The organism is Nonomuraea recticatena, from assembly GCF_039533245.1.
Taxonomy (GTDB): Bacteria; Actinomycetota; Actinomycetes; order Streptosporangiales; family Streptosporangiaceae; genus Nonomuraea; species Nonomuraea roseola.
The window spans coordinates 89,489-107,682 of the sequence record NZ_BAAATE010000015.1 but is presented as its reverse complement, the minus strand read 5'-3'; the positions used below and the strand labels follow the sequence as shown (position 1 = coordinate 107,682).

General features: G+C 71.6%; 19 protein-coding genes. 5 read left to right on the top strand and 14 right to left on the bottom strand.

Translation table 11 applies throughout. The features are described 5' to 3' along the window. Positions 1-42 precede the first annotated feature (42 nt). The gene (locus ABFX50_RS26975) at positions 43-3,633 is read left to right on the top strand and encodes an ATP-binding protein (protein ID WP_346150129.1); all 3,591 of its coding nucleotides are present in this window, start codon (positions 43-45) and stop codon (positions 3,631-3,633) included. Positions 3,634-3,795: 162 nt separating this feature from the next. Here ABFX50_RS26975 and ABFX50_RS26970 read toward each other — a convergent pair whose 3' ends face one another. Then, positions 3,796-4,107, bottom strand: coding sequence for a winged helix-turn-helix transcriptional regulator (locus ABFX50_RS26970; RefSeq protein WP_346150128.1), 312 nt, complete (start codon positions 4,105-4,107; stop codon positions 3,796-3,798). Between the two features lie 62 nt (positions 4,108-4,169). On the opposite strand from ABFX50_RS26970, the gene ABFX50_RS26965 reads away from it, so the two are divergent. Further along, complete coding sequence (locus ABFX50_RS26965) at positions 4,170-5,081, top strand: NAD(P)-dependent oxidoreductase (RefSeq protein ID WP_346150127.1); 912 nt, start codon at positions 4,170-4,172, stop codon at positions 5,079-5,081. A gap of 324 nt (positions 5,082-5,405) precedes the next feature. On the opposite strand, the gene ABFX50_RS26960 is transcribed toward ABFX50_RS26965, so the two are convergent. The 11 genes from ABFX50_RS26960 to ABFX50_RS26910 all read right to left on the bottom strand — a co-directional run bounded on the left by ABFX50_RS26960 (position 5,406) and on the right by ABFX50_RS26910 (position 13,652). Next, a complete protein-coding gene (locus ABFX50_RS26960; RefSeq protein WP_346118745.1) occupies positions 5,406-6,254 on the bottom strand; it encodes an ABC transporter permease in 849 nt (282 codons plus the stop codon). Further along, positions 6,251-7,225 (bottom strand): ATP-binding cassette domain-containing protein, encoded by a 975-nt coding sequence (locus tag ABFX50_RS26955; protein ID WP_346150126.1) that lies wholly within the window; start codon positions 7,223-7,225, stop codon positions 6,251-6,253. Before ABFX50_RS26955 ends, ABFX50_RS26960 begins: the two co-directional genes overlap by 4 nt. A gap of 25 nt (positions 7,226-7,250) precedes the next feature. Next, complete coding sequence (locus tag ABFX50_RS26950; RefSeq protein ID WP_346150125.1) at positions 7,251-7,826, bottom strand: NADPH-dependent FMN reductase; 576 nt, start codon at positions 7,824-7,826, stop codon at positions 7,251-7,253. Positions 7,827-7,875: 49 nt separating this feature from the next. Further along, a complete protein-coding gene (locus tag ABFX50_RS26945; RefSeq protein WP_183645946.1) occupies positions 7,876-8,640 on the bottom strand; it encodes an SGNH/GDSL hydrolase family protein in 765 nt (254 codons plus the stop codon). Further along, entirely contained in the window at positions 8,637-9,065 is a 429-nt protein-coding gene (aroQ, locus tag ABFX50_RS26940; protein ID WP_183645948.1) for a type II 3-dehydroquinate dehydratase, read from the bottom strand. Before aroQ ends, ABFX50_RS26945 begins: the two co-directional genes overlap by 4 nt. Beyond that, complete coding sequence (aroB, locus tag ABFX50_RS26935) at positions 9,062-10,132, bottom strand: 3-dehydroquinate synthase (RefSeq protein WP_346150124.1); 1,071 nt, start codon at positions 10,130-10,132, stop codon at positions 9,062-9,064. The genes aroQ and aroB overlap by 4 nt, the downstream gene beginning before the upstream one ends. Continuing rightward, complete coding sequence (locus tag ABFX50_RS26930) at positions 10,129-10,629, bottom strand: shikimate kinase (RefSeq protein ID WP_183645951.1); 501 nt, start codon at positions 10,627-10,629, stop codon at positions 10,129-10,131. Before ABFX50_RS26930 ends, aroB begins: the two co-directional genes overlap by 4 nt. Next, positions 10,626-11,807, bottom strand: a complete 1,182-nt coding sequence (aroC, locus tag ABFX50_RS26925) for a chorismate synthase (protein ID WP_346150123.1) — start codon at positions 11,805-11,807, stop codon at positions 10,626-10,628. Before aroC ends, ABFX50_RS26930 begins: the two co-directional genes overlap by 4 nt. Before the next feature lie 43 nt (positions 11,808-11,850). Beyond that, positions 11,851-12,483, bottom strand: a complete 633-nt coding sequence (locus ABFX50_RS26920; RefSeq protein ID WP_346150122.1) for a prepilin peptidase — start codon at positions 12,481-12,483, stop codon at positions 11,851-11,853. 159 nt (positions 12,484-12,642) lie between these two features. Further along, positions 12,643-13,188, bottom strand: coding sequence for an SseB family protein (locus ABFX50_RS26915; protein WP_346150121.1), 546 nt, complete (start codon positions 13,186-13,188; stop codon positions 12,643-12,645). Between the two features lie 74 nt (positions 13,189-13,262). Next, entirely contained in the window at positions 13,263-13,652 is a 390-nt protein-coding gene (locus ABFX50_RS26910; RefSeq protein WP_346150120.1) for a VOC family protein, read from the bottom strand. Between the two features lie 132 nt (positions 13,653-13,784). Between ABFX50_RS26910 and ABFX50_RS26905 the strand changes: the two genes are divergently transcribed. The 3 genes from ABFX50_RS26905 (at position 13,785) to ABFX50_RS26895 (ending at position 16,006) form a co-directional block, all read left to right on the top strand. Further along, positions 13,785-14,669, top strand: a complete 885-nt coding sequence (locus ABFX50_RS26905; protein WP_346150119.1) for a LysR family transcriptional regulator — start codon at positions 13,785-13,787, stop codon at positions 14,667-14,669. Between the two features lie 65 nt (positions 14,670-14,734). Beyond that, positions 14,735-15,571, top strand: a complete 837-nt coding sequence (locus tag ABFX50_RS26900; RefSeq protein ID WP_346150118.1) for an NAD(+)/NADH kinase — start codon at positions 14,735-14,737, stop codon at positions 15,569-15,571. A 3-nt stretch (positions 15,572-15,574) separates the two neighbouring features. Next, positions 15,575-16,006, top strand: a complete 432-nt coding sequence (locus ABFX50_RS26895) for an RpiB/LacA/LacB family sugar-phosphate isomerase (RefSeq protein ID WP_346150117.1) — start codon at positions 15,575-15,577, stop codon at positions 16,004-16,006. A 100-nt stretch (positions 16,007-16,106) separates the two neighbouring features. Here ABFX50_RS26895 and bar read toward each other — a convergent pair whose 3' ends face one another. Further along, positions 16,107-17,198, bottom strand: coding sequence for a barbiturase (gene bar, locus ABFX50_RS26890; protein ID WP_346150116.1), 1,092 nt, complete (start codon positions 17,196-17,198; stop codon positions 16,107-16,109). Next, complete coding sequence (locus tag ABFX50_RS26885; RefSeq protein ID WP_346150115.1) at positions 17,199-18,098, bottom strand: carbamate kinase; 900 nt, start codon at positions 18,096-18,098, stop codon at positions 17,199-17,201. Positions 18,099-18,194 lie beyond the last annotated feature (96 nt).

The window sequence follows — 18,194 nt, the reverse complement described above, 5'->3', positions numbered from 1 at the left end:
GCACGGGTTTTTGTCGGCACCAACCGCTACCTTCTGAGCAGGATGCGAACTCACGACGCGGGGCCGGAACTCATCGGCAGGGAGCACCCTGCCGAGCTGCTGCGCGCCGAGATCAGCAGGGTGACCGGCAGCCACGGCGGCCTGGTGCTCGTCACAGGTGAGGCGGGCATCGGCAAGACCACGCTCGTGACCAGCGCCGCCGAGCAGGCCAGACGGCAGGGCGCGCTCGTGCTGAGCGGCTCGTGCTGGCACTCCGACGCGGCCCCTGGCTACTGGCCGTGGGTGCAGGTCATCAGGGCGCTGCGGCGCAGCGGCGAGTGGCCCGCGATGGAGGAGGCGGCGGGCGGGAGCCTGTCCGCGCTGCTGGGCGACGGCGCGCGAGCGGAGGCGGCCGACGCCTTCGAGGTCTACGACGCGGTGACGACCGCGCTGGTGACGCTGTCGCAGTCACGTCCTGTGGTCGTGGTCCTCGACGACCTCCACTGGGCCGACGGCGCGTCGCTGAAGCTGCTCGAGTTCGCCGCGCAGCACACCTGGTTCGAGCGGCTGCTGCTGATCGGCACCTATCGCGACGTGGAGGTCGAGCAGGGCGAGCATCCGCTGGGTCCGCCGCTGTCCGCCCTGGCCGCGCGGGCCACGGTGATCGCGCTCACCGGCCTCGACCGCGCGCAGGTGGCGGCGCTGGTCACCCGCACGATCGGCCACCGGCCCGACGACGACGTCGTCCAGGAGATCCATCGCCGCACAGGGGGCAACCCGTTCTTCGTCGAGCAGACCGCCAGGCTGTGGCGCAGCGGCGGTTCGGTGGCTGCCATCCCTCCGGGTGTGCGCGACACTCTGTGGCGGCGGCTGTCGCTGCTGCCCGCTCCCGTGGTCAAACTGCTCACCGACGCGGCCGTGCTCGGGCGTGAGTTCCACCGCCAGGTGCTGGCCTCCGTCGCCGCCGAGCCCGCCGCCCAGGTCGACAGGCTCCTCGCCCAGGCGGCGGCGGCCCGGCTCGTCGGGTCGCAGGGCGGCGGGGTGTTCACCTTCGCCCACGATCTGGTCCGCGAGACGCTCTACGACTCCCTCGACCAGGCCGAGCTGCGCGCACGGCACGCGGCCGCCGTCCATGGCCTGCGCGACCTGCCCGCCGCGATGCCCGGAGAGCTGGCCCGCCACGCCTATCTGGCGGGCGGCGACGTCGACCCCGATCTCGCGACCGAGCTCCTGGTCACCGCCGCCAGACAGGCCAACCAGCGGCTGGCCATGGAGGAGTCGCGGCTCCACTGGCGCAGGGCGATGGAGCTGGCGGGCGCGGGCGACCCCAGACGGCTGGTCAAGATCGCCCTGGAGTTCGGCAGGCTCCTCCACCACGCGGGCGAGGCCGAGGAGTCGGCGCGGGCCTTCGACAGGGCGATCGCCGTCGTGCGCGAGCTCGACGACCCCGAGCTGCTGGCCAGAGTCGCACTCACCCTCTTCCAGACCTGCGGGGCCGAAGAGAGCGGCCGCGGCAGCGTCGCGCTCCTGCGCGAGGCCCACCGCAGCCTCGTCGGCGAGCTGCCCACCGTCAACCCGTCGCCCGACCGGCTCGCGCAGGACCTCGCCCTTCGGGTGAGCGTTCTGGCCAGGAACAGCTCAGACGACGAGGCGCTGACCTTCGCCCTGTGGGCGGTGCACGACACCATCTGGGGTCCTGGCACGGCCAGGCAGCGGGTCGAGCTGACCGAGGAGCTGCGCGGGCTCGCCCGGCGCAGGGGCGACGTCGAGATGGAGCACTTCACCTCAGCGCTGCACTGGGTGGCGCTGCTCGAGCTCGGCGACCCTCGCTTCCACGACCAGTTCCGCCTCTACGTCGCGATGGGCAAGGCCAGCGACCAGCTCAACATCGGGCTGTCCACCTCGATCGACCAGAGCATCATCGACACCCTCACGGGCAACTTCGCCAGGGCCGAGTCGCTCACACGCGAGGTGTCGGAGCTGGGCCACGGCCATGGCCACGCCCACTTCGGCTACATGCTCGAACACCACCGGTGGGCCACGCTGCTGGCGCAGGGGCGCTTCTCCGAGCTGGAGGAGGTCCACGAGCGCCTGCGCGCGAGCCGCCATCCATGTCCCGGGCTGCTCGAGGCGCTGTCGGAGTTCAGGCAGGGCAGGGGCGATCCCGCGCTGTTGCGCGCTGTGCCCGAGCCCGCCGACGACGGCGTGCGCCCCCTGTGGCTGCGGTTCCTTGCCGAGGCGGCGGCGTTCACCCGCGACCCCGACCTGTGCGCGCAGGCGCGCGAGGCACTGGAGCCCCATCTCGACGAGTGGGCCGTCTCCCTCTACGGCTGGGACGTCAGTGGGCCCGTCATCCTCTGGATGGGCGCCGTGGAGGCGGCCGAGGAACGGTGGGACGAGGCGATCGCCTCGTTCACCGCCGCCGCGCGCTCGGCCGACCTCCTGCGGGCGCGCCCGTGGTCGGTGGAGGCGAGGCTGCGGCTGGGCGCGGCGCTGACGGCCCGTGGGGGGCCTGGCGACGCGGAGGCCGGCGAGCGCCTCTGGGCACAGGTGGCGGCCGACGCCGCCGACCTCGGCGTCCGCGACATCTCCGACCGCCTCGATCGGGTACGGCAGGCGAACGCGAGGCGCGCCTCGGAGCTGGCGATCGAGCGTGACAGCGTGGGGCACGACGACCGTGCGGCGGACCGGCAGGAAGGCGGCACGGCCACAGGGCAGCCACGGGTCCCGTCCTGGGACCCACCCGGTGCCGCACGTCCCCCGAGCACGCCGGAGTCGTCGTCTCCGGTCGGCATGCCCGAGGGCTCGCCTGCCGCAGGCACCTCCTTCCCGGCTGGCCCTCCACTCACTGACACGCCCTCCGGCTCCCCTTCCGCCACCGGCTCGTTCGCGACGGGACCATCTGCCGTTGGCCCACCCGGAGGCTCGGGTAGCTCACGGGCTTCGGCGGGCTCGCCTACTTCGGGCGCGGGCAGACCGGTAGGTTCAGGCGACGCGCCTGGTCTGAGTGCGGGCGGCTCGTCTGGTTCGGGCACGCCAGCAGGCTCAGGGGGCACGTTCGCTCCAGGTGCGACGGGCTTGTCGGGTTCGGGTGGACAGGGGCCCGTGGGGAACGCGTTCAGGAGGGAGGGGGCCGTTTGGACGCTCTCCTTCGATGGGCGGACCGTTCACATGCCCGACGCCAAGGGCCTTCGCGACCTCCACACGCTGCTGAGCAGGCCAGGCGCGGAGCTGCCTGCCGTACAGCTGCTCTCTCCTGAAGGTGGCGACGTGGTGGTGGCCGCCCGGCGGATGGGCGGCGACCCCGTACTAGACGAAGAGGCCAAGGCCCGCTACCGCAGCCACCTGACACGGCTGGACGAGGAGACCGAACGCGCCCTGGAGCTGGGCGACGATAGGCAGGCGGCGGAGCTCGACAGGGAGCGCGAGGCACTGCTGTCGGAGCTGCGCCTGGCAGCGGGCCTCGGCGGGAGGGCACGCCGACTCGGCGACGAGGCGGAACGCGCCCGCAAGACGGTCACCGCACGCATCCGCGATGTGTTGCGCAAACTCGACAGCCTTCACCCCGCACTCGCCGCGCACCTCCGCGCCACCGTCTCCACAGGCGCCACCTGCCGCTACGACCCCCGCCCGACCACCAACTGGCACCTCTAGCCTCGTATTCCTCGGGCAACCGTCGTCCTACCGGTACCCTCCGCTGCCTGCGGTAGCCACTTTTTTGTGGGTACTTGTCGACCGGGCCAGGACGGCCTGAAGCTTGGACGTGCGGGCCAGAACGCCCTTGGATCCAGATAAGACGGGGAGGTTGGCGGTGTCTCAGGAGACCAGTTGGGACTCGGCCAGCTTCTCCAGACGGCGATGGCCCCAATCGGAAAGCGGTGCCAGCGCTTCGGAGAGCTCGCGACCGAACGCGGTCAGGGAGTACACGGTCTTCAGCGGCCGAACATCGTGTACCTCCCGGTGGATCAGTCCGTCGGCCTCCATCTCCCGCAGCGTCTGAGTCAGCACCTTCTCGGTGAGGCCCGGCAGGCGCCGGCGCAGCTCGCCCGGACGGTGCGGACCGGACTCCAAGGCCCACAGCAGAGTCGACTTCCACTTGCCGTCGATCACTGCGATCGCGGCGGTCACTCCGCAGACGTTCGGGTCCTGGGCACGGCTCCGCGTCACTTTCATCCCCATTCGTAATCGTTTTGCTTATTTTCGAGGAGTTAGGCATGACCTCGCACATTGAACAGTCTGCCGTCACCGTGCTCGGCCTGGGGCCGATGGGCCGGGCGCTGTCCAGTGCCTTTCTGGATGCCGGGCTGCGGACCACGGTCTGGAATCGGACGCCGGGCAAGGACCGGGAGCTGGTCGAGCGAGGCGCGGTCGGCGCCCGATCGCCCGAGGAGGCGGTCGCCGCAAGCAGGTTGACCGTGGTCTGCGTGGTGAACTACGACGCGGCGGACGCCGTCGTGCGGCGCGGTGCGGTGACCGACGCGCTCAAGGGGCGCACGGTCGTGAACCTGACCGCCGACACCCCCGATCGAGCCCGGGACACCGCGGCCTGGGCGGCCGAGCACGGCATCGGGTACCTGGACGGTGCGATCATGACGCCGACCACGACCATCGGCACACCGGCCGGAGTCTTCCTCCACAGCGGCCCTGAGGCGCTGTACCGCGAGCACCGGCCAGTGCTGGACGCCCTGGGCGGCACCCACACCCACCTCGGTGAGGACGTCGGCCGGGCCGCTGCGTACGACATCGCCTTGCTCGACATCTTCTGGACCGCGATGGCGGGTTACGCGCACGCGTTGGCGGTGGCCAGAGCCGAGGGGGTCAGCGCACGGGAGCTGGCACCGTTCGCCAAGGGCATCGGCGCGATCCTTCCGCCGATCTTCGAACTCGGCGCGGACGATGTGGACAGCGGGCGGTTCTCCGGTGAGGACAACCCGATCACGTCGGCGGTGTCGTCCATGGCCCATATCGTCCACACCTCCGAGGCTCACGGCATCGACGCGAGCGTGATGCGTGCGGCTGAAGGCTTGGCTCGCCGCGCCATCGGGCGTGGCCACGGCACCGACGGGTTCCTCCGGATCACCGAGATCATGAACCCCCGCTGAGAAGGCATTCCTGCACCGTCCCTTCAGGGACGCGGCCCGGGCCGGCTTACTGCGGTCACGCCCTTTCAAGCGCTCGCTTCGCCCGCTTGGGCCGAGTGAGCGCTTGTGGGCGCGCGGCGCAGTTGAATCGTGGCGTCGGCCAAGCCCGTACCCGAATCAAGGGGCACGGGCTTGGCGGTACGAGGGTTCGGCCGTTCGTGCGAGTCGCCGAGCCATGCGGCTGGCCGGCAGCCCAGATCCCTCGGGCGGTGGAGCCGGCGGTCCGGATTTCAGAACCGTCGGATCCTCCGGGCGGGGCCCGAGGGTTCGGGTTTCCGGGTGGGGCTACTTGCGGTTGTACAGGCGCATGGTCAGGGAGCCGAAGATCGCGATCAGCGCGACGCCCGCGACCAGGACCCAGCCGAGTTCGGCGACGTTCGGCTGGCCCGACATCAGCGAGCGGACCGAGGCCACCAGGTGGCTGATCGGGTTGATGTGCACCACGAAGACCTGCAGCCAGCCCGGCATCGTGCTCGGGTCGACGAAGACGTTGCTGAGGAAGGTCAGCGGGAACAGCACCATCATGCTCCACCCCATCACCGACTTCTCGCTGCGCAGGAGCAGGCCGAGCATGGTCCACAGCCAGGAGAAGGCGAAGGAGAAGCCGACCAGCACCGCGATGCCCGCCGCCGCCCCCGCGATGCCGCCCGCGGGGCGGAAGCCGAGGATCAGTCCGACGATGAGGATCACGACCGAGGCCATCACGTAGCGGAGCATGTCGCCCAGCAGGTAGCCGACCATGGGCGAGGGCCGCCAGATCGGCAGCGTGCGGAAGCGGTCGAACACGCCCCGCTCGATGTCCTTGTTGACCTCGATGCCGGTGTACATGGTGATCATCACGACGCTCTGGACCATGATGCCGGGCAGGACGAACTGGAGGTACTGCCCAGGCGAGCCCGCCAGCGCCCCGCCGAACAGGAAGGTGAACATCAACGTCATCATGATCGGGAAAGCGGTGACGTCGAAGAGCTGCTCGGGGACGTGCTTGATCTTGAGCATCGCCCGCCAGCCGAAGGTGACCGACGCCGACAGCGCGCTCGGGCGCGGCGGGCGGGAGGACGGGGCGAGGACGGTGCCGAGGGTCTCGGCCACCGGCACGTAGGCGGTGGTGGATGCTGAGGTGTCCGTGCTCATGCCGCGATCTCCTTCTCGGTTGCGGGGTGGTCGGTGAGGGCGAGGAAGACCTCGTCGAGGCTGGGCTGGCCGAGGGAGAAGTCGTCGACGACGATCCCCGCCCCTGCCAGCTCCGACAGGGCGAGGGCGGCCTGCTCGGCGGCGGCGGCGCCGTCGGCGGAGACACGGGCGGTCAGCGCCACGGGGTCGGCCTCCAGGTAGACGGGCGCGTCGAGCGCCTTGGTCAGCAGCCGCTCGGCCTCTGGCCGCTGGCCGGCATCGCGCAGCCGTACGTGGACGGCGCCCGCGCCGACGGAGGACTTGAGCTCGCCAGGAGTTCCTTCGGCGATGACCTTGCCCCTGTCGATGACGGCGATGCGGCCCGCCAGACGGTCGGCCTCCTCGAGGTACTGGGTGGTCAGCAGCACCGTGGTGCCGTGGGCGACGACGATGCGGATGATGTCCCAGACCTGGTTGCGGCTGCGGGGGTCGAGCCCGGTGGTGGGCTCGTCGAGGAAGAGCAGGTCGGGGGTGTTGAGGATGCTGGCGGCGATGTCGATCCTGCGCCGCATGCCGCCGGAGTAGGTCTTGACCAGCCGTCCGCCCGCGGCGGTGAGGCCGAAGGCCTCCAGCAGCTGGGCGGCCCGCTCCTTCGCGGCCGGCTTGCGGTGACCGAGCAGCCTCGAGAGCAGGACGAGGTTCTCCATGCCGGTGAGGTCCTCGTCGACCGAGGCGTACTGGCCGGTCAGGCTCACCCTGTTGCGCACGGGGTCGGCCTCGCGGGCGATGTCGTGGCCGAACACCCTGCCCTCGCCGCCGTCGGGGCGCAGGAGGGTCGCCAGCATCCTGACCGCGGTGGTCTTGCCCGCCCCGTTGGGGCCGAGCACGCCGTAGACCATGCCGGCGGGGACGGCCAGGTCGAGGCCGTCGACGGCGCGGGTGTCGCCGAAGGTTTTGATCAAACCTCTTGTCTCGATTGCCAGTTCTGTCATGAGATTTCGTCCTCTTCCTTGGTCGTCAGGAGGCGAAGGGCCGGGTGGCGCGGGCGGCGCGCAGCGCGAGGCCCCACCACAGGAGCTGGTCGAGCATGGTGGTCACGGCCAGCGAGCGTTCGTCGGTGTCGTACGGCGTGCCGCCGTCGTCCACTCCCCCGCCGAGCAGGTCGATGCCCACCCCGTCACGCACGGTGACGGTGTGCAGTCCGACGAAGACCGTGCGCAGCTGCTCGATCGCGTAGAAGCCGTCGGAGCCCGAGCCGTAGGACACGAAGCCGACCGGTTTGGCCTGCCACTCGTCGTAGGCGAAGTCGATCGCCTGCTTGAGCGAGGCGGGAAAGCTGCGGTTGTACTCGGGAGTGACCACGGCGAAGGCCTCGGCCCCCGCGACGGCGCGGGAGAAGGCGCGCATCGCGGGTGTGGCCACGGCGGGGAAACAGCAGGGGAAGGCGTAGTCGGCCAGGTCGAGCACCGAGACCGCGAGATCGTCGCGCAGCTCGGCACGGGCGGCGAACCATCGGCCGATGCTCTCGCCGACCCTGCCCTCGCGTGTGCTGCCGATGATCACCGCTGTCCGCAGCGGGCCCTTGGGCGTCATCTCGCACCTCCTCTCACCAAGGAGGCGCTAGATCGTCGCTAGATCGGATCTAGCGGAGTTCCCACGGCCTGAGGTCGGGCCGCTTGGGGTCGAGCCCGTCGCCCGAGGAGGTGCCGCGCAGGCGCCGGTTGACCCACGGCACCAGGAACTCCTTGACCCATCGGGCGTCCTCGCGCCGCTTCACCCTGGGGTCGACGGAGCGCGAGGGCCAGTCCTTGCGCCAGGTGTCGTCGCAGGGGACCTCCAGCACGTCGAGCACGCGGGCGGCGACCAGGCGGTGCCCCTCCTCGTTCATGTGCAGGCGGTCGTCGCTCCACGCCCTCCAGTCGCGGATGGCCTGCATCGACCACTGGTCGACGACGCGGCAGCCGTACAGGTCGGCGATGGAGCGCAGGTGCAGGTAGAAGATGGCGAACTTGCCGCGCATGCGCCGCATGAGCGGCGTGTCGCGCGGGTCGACGCCGGTGAACAGCAGCACCTCGGCGCCGGTGGCCCGCAGCTGCCGGACGGCCCCGGCCAGCTTCTTGGCCATCTGGTCGGGATCGCTGCCCGGCCTGAGCAGGTCGTTGCCGCCCGCGCAGAAGCTGACCAGGTCGGGCTTCATCGCGACCGCCGTGGGGACCTGCTCGGCCACGATCTGGTCGATGAGCTTGCCCCGCACGGCCAGGTTCGCGTACTGGAAGGAGGGCTCCTTGGTGGCCAGCACCTCGGCGACCCTGTCGGCCCAGCCGCGGAAGTGGCCGTCGACGCCGGGGTCGTTGAGTCCTTCGGTGAAGCTGTCGCCGAGGGCGACGAACGAACGGTAGTGCGTCATCTGATCAGGTCGGCCATCGCTCGCAGGGCAAGGACGTAGGACTGCAGGCCGAAGCCCGCGATCGTACCCGTGGCCACGCCCGCCACGACGGAGGTGTGGCGGAACTCCTCGCGAGCGGCGGGGTTGGAGATGTGCACCTCGATCAGCGGCGCCGTCCGCATGGCGACGGCGTCGCGCACGGCGTAGGAGTAGTGGGTGAAGGCGGCGGGGTTGAGCACGACGGGGATGCGCCGGTCGGCGGCCTCGTGCAGCCAGGAGAGGAGTTCGCCCTCGAAGTCGCTCTGCCTGACCTCGACCTCGAGGCCCAGCTCCTTGCCTGTGGACACGCACAGCTCGACGAGGTCGGCGTAGGTGTCGGCCCCGTAGATCTCGGGCTCGCGAGTGCCCAGGCGCCCCAGGTTGGGCCCGTTCAGCACGTAGATCATCGCGCCACCTCGCGGTAGGCGGCCTCCAGCAGTTCCTCAGGCGGGTCCTCGAGGCGGCCGGGCTTGGCCAGGCCATCGAGGACGACGAAGCGCTGCTTGGCGCCGCGGTTCTTCTTGTCGAGCCGCATGTGGTCGCGCAGCTCGGGCCAGGCGTCCTTGCGGTAGGAGGTGGGCAGGCCCACCGACGTCAGGATGGTGCGGGTGCGCTCGACCAGGTCGGCCCTGCCGGCCAGCTTCGACAGCTCGGCGGCGTAGACCATGCCGATCGCGACGGCCTCGCCGTGCCTGATCTGGTAGTGCTCGGCGCGCTCGATGGCGTGGGCGAGCGTGTGACCGTAGTTGAGGATCTCGCGCAGGCCCGCCTCACGCAGGTCGGCGCCGACCACGTCGGCCTTGACCTGGATCTTGCGCTCGATGAGCGCGCGGGTGTGCTCGCCCTCCGGCGTGGTGGCGGCGGCGGGGTCGTCCTCGACCAGCATGAGGATGGTCGGGTCGGCGATGAAGCCGCCCTTGATGATCTCGGCCAGCCCCGCGACGTAGTCGTCGCGCGGCATCGAGGGCAGTGTGGCCAGGTCGCAGAGCACGCCCGCCGGAGGCAGGAAGGTGCCGACGAGGTTCTTGCCCTCGGGGGTGTCGATGCCGTTCTTGCCGCCCACCGCGGCGTCGACCATCGCCAGCAGCGTGGTCGGCACCAGGACGACCTTGACGCCGCGCAGCCAGGTGCCGGCGACGAAGCCCGCCAGGTCGGTGGTCGCGCCGCCGCCCACGCCGACGACGGCGTCGGAGCGGCTGATGCCGTACCTGCCGAAGGCCGACCACAGCTGGGCGGCCACCTCGACGGACTTGGCCGCCTCGCCGTCGGGGACCGGCAGGGAGACGACGTCGTAGCCGGCCGCCTCCAGCGCCCCGCACACCGGGCGGGAGATCTCGGGCAGCGTGGCGGGATGGACGACGGCGACCGTGCGGACGCCCTCGCCCAGCAGGCCGGGCAGCTCGGCGAGCACGCCGGTGCCGATGACCACGTCGTAGGGGCTCTCGCCGCGTACCGTGATGCGGGTGGCGCTCATGCGGGCAGCCCCTTCACGATCTCCTCCACCAGTTCCTCGGGGTCGCGCTTGTCGGTGACCACTCTGAGGACGGCCAGGCGCTCGTAGATCGGGCGGCGCTCGTCCATGAGCTTCTTCAGCTGGCTGCGCGGGTTGAGCACCAGCAGCGGACGGGCCGAGCCGAGGCCGACCCGCTGGACGGCGTCGGCCAGGCCGACCTCGAGGTAGACCACGGGGTGGCCGCCGAGCAGCTCCTGGGTCTTCTCGTGCAGGATCGCGCCGCCGCCGAGGGACAGGACGCCGTCGTGCTCGGCCAGCGCCGCGCGGACCGCCTCGTGCTCCAGCTCGCGGAAGCGCTCCTCGCCGTCCTCGATGAAGATCTCGCTCACGGCCTTGCCCGCGACCGCCTCGACGTCGGAGTCGGTGTCGCGGAAGGTGAGGCCGAGCCGCTGCGCCAGCAGACGGCCCAGTGTCGTCTTGCCCGACCCTGGCGGGCCGATGAGCACGACCTTGGTCATTTGATCACCATCGAGGAGAGGTAGCCGGACAGGTTGCGGGCGACTTCCTCCACGGAGTCGCCACCGAACTTCTCGAGGGCCGCGTCGGCCAGCACCAGGGCGACCATCGCCTCGGCGACGATGCCCGCCGCGGGGACGGCGCAGACGTCGGAGCGCTCGTGGTGGGCCTTGGCCGCCTCGCCGGTCTTGACATCGATCGTGGCCAGGGCCCTCGGGACGGTCGAGATCGGCTTCATCGCGGCGCTGACGCGCAGCACCTCGCCGTTGGTCATGCCGCCCTCGACGCCGCCCGCGCGGTTGGTGACGCGCCTGACGCCGTCCTCGGTGGTGTACTCGATCTCGTCGTGCGCCCGCGAGCCGGGCCTGCGCGCGGTCTCGAAGCCGTCGCCGACCGCGACGCCCTTGATGGCCTGGATGCCCATGAGGGCGCCGGCCAGGCGGGAGTCGAGGCGGCGGTCCCAGTGGGTGTAGCTGCCGAGGCCGGGCGGCAGGCCGTAGGCCAGGACCTCGACGACGCCGCCGAGGGTGTCGCCGTCCTTGTGCGCCCTGTCGATCTCGGCCACCATCGCGGCGCTGCCCTCGGGGTCGGCGCAGCGGACGGGGTCGGCGTCGATCGCCTCGAGGTCGGCGGGGACGGGGAAGACGTTGCCCGGCGACTGCGCGGCGCCGATCGACACCACGTGGCTGAACAGCTCGACGCCGAGGGCCTGCCTGAGGAAGCGCTTGGCGACCTCGCCGAGCGCGACGCGGGCGGCGGTCTCGCGGGCGGAGGCCCTGTCGAGGACGGGCCTGGCGTCGTCGAAGCCGTACTTCTGCATGCCCGCCAGGTCGGCGTGGCCGGGGCGGGGGCGCGAGCGGGGCGCGTTGCGCGCCATGCCCTCGAGCTCGGCGGGGTCGACGGGGTCGGCCGCCATGACCTTCTCCCACTTGGGCCACTCGGTGTTGCCGACGCGGATGGCGACGGGGCTGCCCAGCGTGCGGCCGTGGCGCAGGCCACCGACGATGGAGACCTTGTCCTCCTCGAACTTCATCCGGGCGCCGCGGCCGTAGCCGAGGCGGCGACGGCGCAGCGCCTCGTCGATCGCGGCCGTGGTCACCTCCACCCCCGCGGGCAGGCCTTCCAGGATGGCGACGAGTTCGGGGCCGTGGGACTCTCCGGCGGTCAACCAACGCAACATGCTCACAAGTCTTCCATGTGCGGAGCGGTGAGATGGACACCGCTCACCAGGCGAGACAGAGCGCGCCGGCCAGCATGAAAGGACCGAAGGGAAACTCCGCCGACCTGTCGGCCCTTCTCAGGACGAGCAGGGCGATGGCGTACAGGGCGCCGAGCAGCTGTCCCGCCAGCGCCGCGGCGACCCAGGCGTTCCAGCCGACCGCGCCCGCTGCCATGCCGATCAGCCCGGCCAGCTTGACGTCGCCAAGACCCATGGCCGTCGGCCTGACGAACCACAGCACGCCGTACAGCAGCAGCAGCGCGGCGCCGCCCAGCAGCGCGTCGGTGAGGCGTCCCGTGGGGAGCAGCAGGAGGGCGAGGATCGGATAGGAGGGCAGCGTGAGGACGTCGGGCAGCCGCTGGGTGCGCCAGTCGATCACGGCGAGGGCGCTCCCGACGGCCGCGGCGTACAGCAGCGCGGGCAGGTAGACCGGCTCCATCCGCCAGGCCAGCAGCGCGAACACGGCCGCGGTCGCCGGCTCGATCACCGGCTTGGCCAGGCGCACCCTGCCCGCCAGGCCGGCGAACACCCGCCTGGCCTCGGCACGGGGGTCGACGGGGTCGGGCTCGAACCCGTCGGCCAGCGCGCGCACCAGGACACCCACGACGAACCCCGTCAGCGCCGCCGCCCAGACCATCCCGCCATCCTCCCCGTGCTCCGGGGGCTCTGTCAGGGCTTTCCGTACGGCTCCCGCACGGAGCGGCCACCGCGGTCACCGGCGGGCGTGCCTCCATCAAGCCGCTCCGGCGGCGCGGGCGGCCCGCCGTGACGCCGGGCTCCTCGAGCGATCGGGTGGTCAGCGGCGGCGCGACCAGGGGAAGCGGCGCCGCCTCGGCTCGGTGCTCTCGGCGAATCGCGCCACGGTGACCGAGGGGCCGACCTGGTCGAGCGTGCCCGACTCCACCGCGGCCATCGCCTCGAGCACGCCGCCTTCGATGACGAAGGGCACCGGGCCCGCCACGTCCACCACCACGGCCGCCGCGCCCTCGTGCACGGCCGCCTGGCACACCTGCAGCGTGGTCGCCTGGATGGGCCGGGCGTCCTGACGCCATCGGGTGAGCGCCTCGACGCCGGTGAAGGCGATCACCGCCTGCCTGCCGTCCTTGCCGATGAGCTTGGGGAGAGCCATCTCGCTCTCCTTCTCCTGCCTGAGCCCGTGCTCGCCCACCTCGGACTCGGTCAGCAGCGCCACGACCGGCACCAGCAGCCTGGACGTGCTCAGCGCCGACAGGACGGCGGTGGCGTCGGCCGTACCTGAGGAGAAGGCGGTCAGCGCGGCGGCGACGGCGTCGTCGGCGCTCCCGTCGTCACCTGGGACAAGGGGCTGCGGAATGCTCGGCACAACGTCCGAGACTACCCGGCCCTGCGGGCCGGTCCGCGACGTCCCGGTCCGGCCTCAGCCGGCCTCGGCCGGCCTCACGTCCCGGCGGGGGCCACCCACTCCACGAGCTGGATCACGACGCCGTTGGGGTCGGTGAGCTGCAGCAGCTTCTCCCCCCACGGCTCCTGGCGCAGCTCCATGGTGATGTTGGCGCCCTCGCGAACCAGCCTGTCGGACTCCGCCGCGATGTCGGTCACCGTGAAGGCGACAATGACGCCCGCCGGCCGCTGGTGGCGCAGGTTCTCGGGCAGCACCTCGCTGCCCCGCCGCAACAGCACGACGTCGGCGGCCGCGTCGTCGCGGGTGAGCGAGGCGAACCCCTCGTCGGCCAGCGCCTCGCGGAAGCCCAGGTGCGTGGTGAAGAACCCGCTGGACGCCTCGACGTCGTCCACGGTCAGCGACACGGTGGTGGTGGTGATGTTCACATGCCCTCCAGATATGTCCGCCCGATATGGGCTTTTTCAGGTGCCTCAATGGTGGGAGGGCGGGGCGCGGGGAACAACGCCGAGTCTCGCTACGATCCCATTACCCGGACTAATGACCACGAAAGGGCCGAGGTGGAGCTCAGAGACCTCGAGATCTTCCTGACCCTGGCCGAGGAGCTGCACTTCGGAAGGACCGCCGAGCGGCTGCGTCTCACGCAGGGCCGGGTCAGCCAGGCGATCAAGAAGCAGGAGCGCCTCATCGGCGCCGAGCTGTTCGAGCGCTCCAGCCGCAAGGTGACGCTGACCGCCATCGGCAGGCAGCTCTTCGAGGACCTCGAGCCCGTACGGCGAGGCCTGCACGAGAGCATGGAGCGCGCCAAACTCGCCGCCCGAGGCAAGACCGACGTCATGCGCGTCGGCATGATCGGTTACAACTTCCAGGAGCTGCGCCCCTACTTCGACGCGTTCGCGACCCGCCACCCCGGCTGCGACGTGCGCCACCGCCACCTCGACTTCGGCAACCCCTTCGGCCGGCTGCGCACGGGCGAGGACGACCTGGCGATCGTGTGGCTGCCCGTCGAGGAGCGCGACCTGACCGTCGGCCCCGTCGTCTTCACCGAGCCCGTCGTGCTCGCCATGTCGGCGGCCCACCCGCTGGCCGCCAGGGAGTCGGTCTCCCTCGAAGATCTCGGCGACCAGACGGTGATGGGCGGCGCCTCTCCCGGCTACTGGCGCGAGGCGCTCGTCCCCACCCGTACGCCTGGAGGGCGCCCGATCAGGGTCGGGCCGACGGCCACCAGCTGGAGCGAGATGCTTCCCATCCTGTCCAGCGGCGAGGCCGTGTCACCCGTGCACGCTCACGGCACGCGCTACGCCGCGCGGCCCGACATCGCCTTCGTGCCCATCCACGACGCCGCCCCCGCCCGCTGGGCTCTCGTCTGGCGCTCGGCCGCGGAGACCGGCCTCATCCGCGACTTCGCCGAGATCGTCCACGACCTGGGACCCCTGGCCCTCTGAGCGGCGTCAGGTTCTCCCGTCTCAGTAGAGTGGTCGGTATGGGCATGATCGGTACCGTTGGGCTGGTGTTGCATCCTCGGCGTGACTCCGAGACGGCGATCGAGACGATCGTCTCGTGGGCCACCGCCAGAGGCGTCACGGTGCTGGGCCTGCCCGACGAGGTGGACCGCATCCACTGCAGCGCCGTCGCGGTGGAGCCCGAGGTCCTGTGCGAGCGCGCCGACCTGCTCGTCAGCCTCGGCGGCGACGGCACGATGCTGCGCACCATGCGGCTCATCGCGGGGCTCAAGACGCCCATCCTCGGCGTGAACCTGGGCAAGCTCGGCTTCCTCGCCGAGATCGACGTCGACGAGCTGCCCGAGGCGCTGTCGGCGATCGACGAGCACCGCTACACCGTGGAGCCGCGCATGGCGGTGCGCGCGGCGCTGGGCGACGGCCAGGAGGTAACCGCGTTCAACGACATCGCGCTGGTGCGGGTGCCCGGCGACGGCATCGCGGCGGTGTCGGTGGCCGTGCAGGGCCATCCGTTCGTGCGTTACGCGGCCGACGCGGTCATCATGGCGACCTCGACGGGCTCGACGGCCTACAGCTTCTCCGCGGGAGGCCCGATCGTCTCGCCGCTGGTCGAGGGGTTCCTGGTGGTGCCCGCCGCGGCGCACTCGTCGTTCAACAGGGCGGTCATGCTGTCGGCCGACGAGGAGGTCACACTGGAGCTGCTACCGACCAGCGGCACGCTGGCCGTCGAGGTGGACGGCGCGGTGATGGGCACGCTGGCCCCCGGCGACCGGCTGAACGTGACCGCCGTGCTGGGCGCCTCCTGGGTCGTACGGCTGGGCACGACGACCTTCTACGAGCGCGCCCGCCGCAAGCTGCGGGTCAACGGGAGCGCGGAGGTCGACTGAGCCATGCGGATCGCGGTGGCCGCCGACAGCCTCGACGGCGTGGCCGCGCGGATCGTCGGCGAGCTGCGCGAGCGGGGGCACGAGGTGGTGACGCACGGCGCGCTGAACGAGGCCGAGCGCGACGACTGGGCCTGGGCCTGCGAGGCGGCGGCGCGCGACGTGGCCGAGGGCAGGGCAGAGCAGGCTGTCGTGTGCTGCTGGACGGGCACGGGCGCCTCCATCGCGGCCAACAAGGTGCGGGGCGTGCGCGCCGCGCTGTGCGCCGACGGCTACACCGCCGACGGCGCGCGCAGGTGGAACGACGCGAACGTGCTGGCGCTGAGCCTGCGTGTGGTCTCCGAGCCGCTGCTGAAGGAGATCCTCGACGCGTGGTTCGCGGGCACGGCCAGCACGGACCCCGCCGACGTGGCCAACGTGGAGCACCTCGAGACATGACGGCGCCCGGCCGCGGCCGCGCCGGGGGCGTGCAGGACGGGCGGCCACCGATGAAGCGCGGTGGCCGCGCCCGTGCGCGCCGTGACGGCCTGGCCTGAGGTCAGGACAGGTCGGCGATGGCGGCCACAGGACCACCGCCCGAGGGCCCCTGGTGGACGGCGGCCACGGAGACGAACACGGCGGGATCGCCCGTGACGGAGGCGGCCACGCCGCCGACGGTGGCCTTGATCTGACGGTGCCAGTGCACGTCGGAGTCGTCGAGCATGATGTTGCGCCGTCCCCGCACCCGTCCCGAGGGGTCGGCCTCGCACTTCATGAACACGTTGACCAGGCGTCCGCCGAGGTCGGAGTGGTGCGGACGCTCGGGAAGCTCCAGGCCCGAGTCGCGGATGGCCTCCCAGATGCCGTCGGCGTCGAGGGCGTCCTTCATGACGCTGTGCCCGATGCGGTAGCGCCCGCCGATGCCTCTGACGTTGCCGACGACGACGATCTGGGCGCGGTCCAGCTCGACGCCGCTGGAGCAGGAGGCGACGCTGCTGTAGAGCGACAGGTCGCGGTGGATCTGGTCGGCCGAGGGCATCTCGATCTCGCCGAGGGCGACGGCGACGCCGAGGGCGGTGGTGGAGTTCGACAGGTCCATGGAGGGGCCGGTCTCCTCGATGGCGGTGTCCTTGCCCCTGCTCTTGGCGTCGGTGATGGTGGCCAGGGTGAGCAGCGGGGTCTTGGTCTGCACGTAGTGGACGTCGCGCGGGTCGTCGATGCCGGCGACCTTCATCGCCTCTCGCACGCCCGCGGCGACCTTCTCCACCATGGCGGGGCGGCCGATGTCCTCGGGCAGGATCACCTCGCTCATGGCCACGCCGACCGAGATCCTGGGCTCGTCGGAGGCGGGGGCGTCGGCGGTGGTGGCGAAGATCGTGGCGTGCGGGCTCAGCACGCCGTCGGTGCCGCCCGACCACACCAGCGGCACGCTCTCGGGCGCGGGATGGCCCTTCCTGGCCAGCACCCCGCGGAAGGCGGTGTCGGCCAGGATGCGGGTGTAGTCGTTGACGCCGCCGTTGCCCTCGGTCTTGCCGACCACCGCGAGCACCCGGTGCGCCTCGATCACCCCGTCGTCGATGAGCTTCTCGAGCCCTGAGGCGTCGGTCACGCTCTCGATGGCGACCTTGCGCACTTCGATCGGTTCGGGCATCTATCTCTCCACTCTCGTTCCTGCGCCTGGATCGGCGATGTGCTCCAGCGAGGTGATCACGGCCCGCTCGCCGCCTGCCGCGACGAACCGCAGGACCGCCTCCACCTTCGGTCCCATGCTCCCCCCGGCGAAGTGCCCAGCGGCGTGCAGGACACGCAGCTCACCGGCGGAGATCTGACCGATCGGCCTCGGGTCCCGCCCGCCGTAGCCGACGACGGCCTGCGGCACGTCGGTCGCGATGACCAGGATCCGCGCCCCGACGGCCCGCGCCAGCACCGCCGCCGCGAGGTCCTTGTCGACGACCGCCTCCACGCCCGTCAGCGAGCCGTCCCGCTGCCGCACCACGGGGACCCCGCCGCCGCCCGCGGCCACCACCGTGAAGCCCGCGGCCATCAGCGCGGTCGCGGCGGGCGCGTCGAGGATCTCCAGCGGCTCGGGTGAGGCGACCACGCGCCGCCAGCCGCGTTCGAAGCGCCGCCAGCTCTGGCCGAGCTTTTCGAACCTGCGCGCCTCCGCCTCGGTGAAGTAGCGTCCGATCGGCTTGACCGGATCGGCGAACGCGGGGTCGCCCGCGTCGACCAGCGTGCGGGTGACGACCGTGGCGGCGGGGCGGCCGAGCGCGTTGAGGATCAGCGTGCCGATCGTGGCCTGTGTCTGCGCGCCGCACCAGTCGAGCGGCACGGGCGGCACGACGGCGGCAGCGAGCTGGTTCTTCAGCAGCAGGTTGCCCACCTGCGGCCCGTTGCCGTGGGTGAGCACCACCTGGTGCCCGGCGTCTATCAGCGCCCTGACCTGCCGCATCGCCGCCTCGATCGCGTTCAGCTGAGCCTGCGGCGAGGCGCTGCCGTCAGGACCTGTCATGGCGTTGCCACCCAGCGCGACGAGTACCCGTTCACCCACCCTCGCGACGCTACCCACGCTGGACAAGGCGTTCATTGGCAACCTTTGCCCATGATGTGAGGGACGGCATGGCGGACGCCGTCCGACGGTCATCTC

What these genes read in the sequence shown, in the direction of transcription:
- ABFX50_RS26975 (WP_346150129.1), top strand. Translation starts at nt 43, where the DNA reads ATGCGAACTCACGACGCGGGGCCGGAACTCATCGGCAGGGAGCACCCT.
- ABFX50_RS26960 (WP_346118745.1), bottom strand. Translation starts at nt 6,254, where the DNA reads ATGAGCACGGACACCTCAGCATCCACCACCGCCTACGTGCCGGTGGCC.
- ABFX50_RS26955 (WP_346150126.1), bottom strand. Translation starts at nt 7,225, where the DNA reads ATGACAGAACTGGCAATCGAGACAAGAGGTTTGATCAAAACCTTCGGC.
- ABFX50_RS26950 (WP_346150125.1), bottom strand. Translation starts at nt 7,826, where the DNA reads ATGACGCCCAAGGGCCCGCTGCGGACAGCGGTGATCATCGGCAGCACA.
- ABFX50_RS26945 (WP_183645946.1), bottom strand. Translation starts at nt 8,640, where the DNA reads ATGACGCACTACCGTTCGTTCGTCGCCCTCGGCGACAGCTTCACCGAA.
- aroQ (WP_183645948.1), bottom strand. Translation starts at nt 9,065, where the DNA reads ATGATCTACGTGCTGAACGGGCCCAACCTGGGGCGCCTGGGCACTCGC.
- aroB (WP_346150124.1), bottom strand. Translation starts at nt 10,132, where the DNA reads ATGAGCGCCACCCGCATCACGGTACGCGGCGAGAGCCCCTACGACGTG.
- ABFX50_RS26930 (WP_183645951.1), bottom strand. Translation starts at nt 10,629, where the DNA reads ATGACCAAGGTCGTGCTCATCGGCCCGCCAGGGTCGGGCAAGACGACA.
- aroC (WP_346150123.1), bottom strand. Translation starts at nt 11,807, where the DNA reads ATGTTGCGTTGGTTGACCGCCGGAGAGTCCCACGGCCCCGAACTCGTC.
- ABFX50_RS26920 (WP_346150122.1), bottom strand. Translation starts at nt 12,483, where the DNA reads ATGGTCTGGGCGGCGGCGCTGACGGGGTTCGTCGTGGGTGTCCTGGTG.
- ABFX50_RS26895 (WP_346150117.1), top strand. Translation starts at nt 15,575, where the DNA reads ATGCGGATCGCGGTGGCCGCCGACAGCCTCGACGGCGTGGCCGCGCGG.
- bar (WP_346150116.1), bottom strand. Translation starts at nt 17,198, where the DNA reads ATGCCCGAACCGATCGAAGTGCGCAAGGTCGCCATCGAGAGCGTGACC.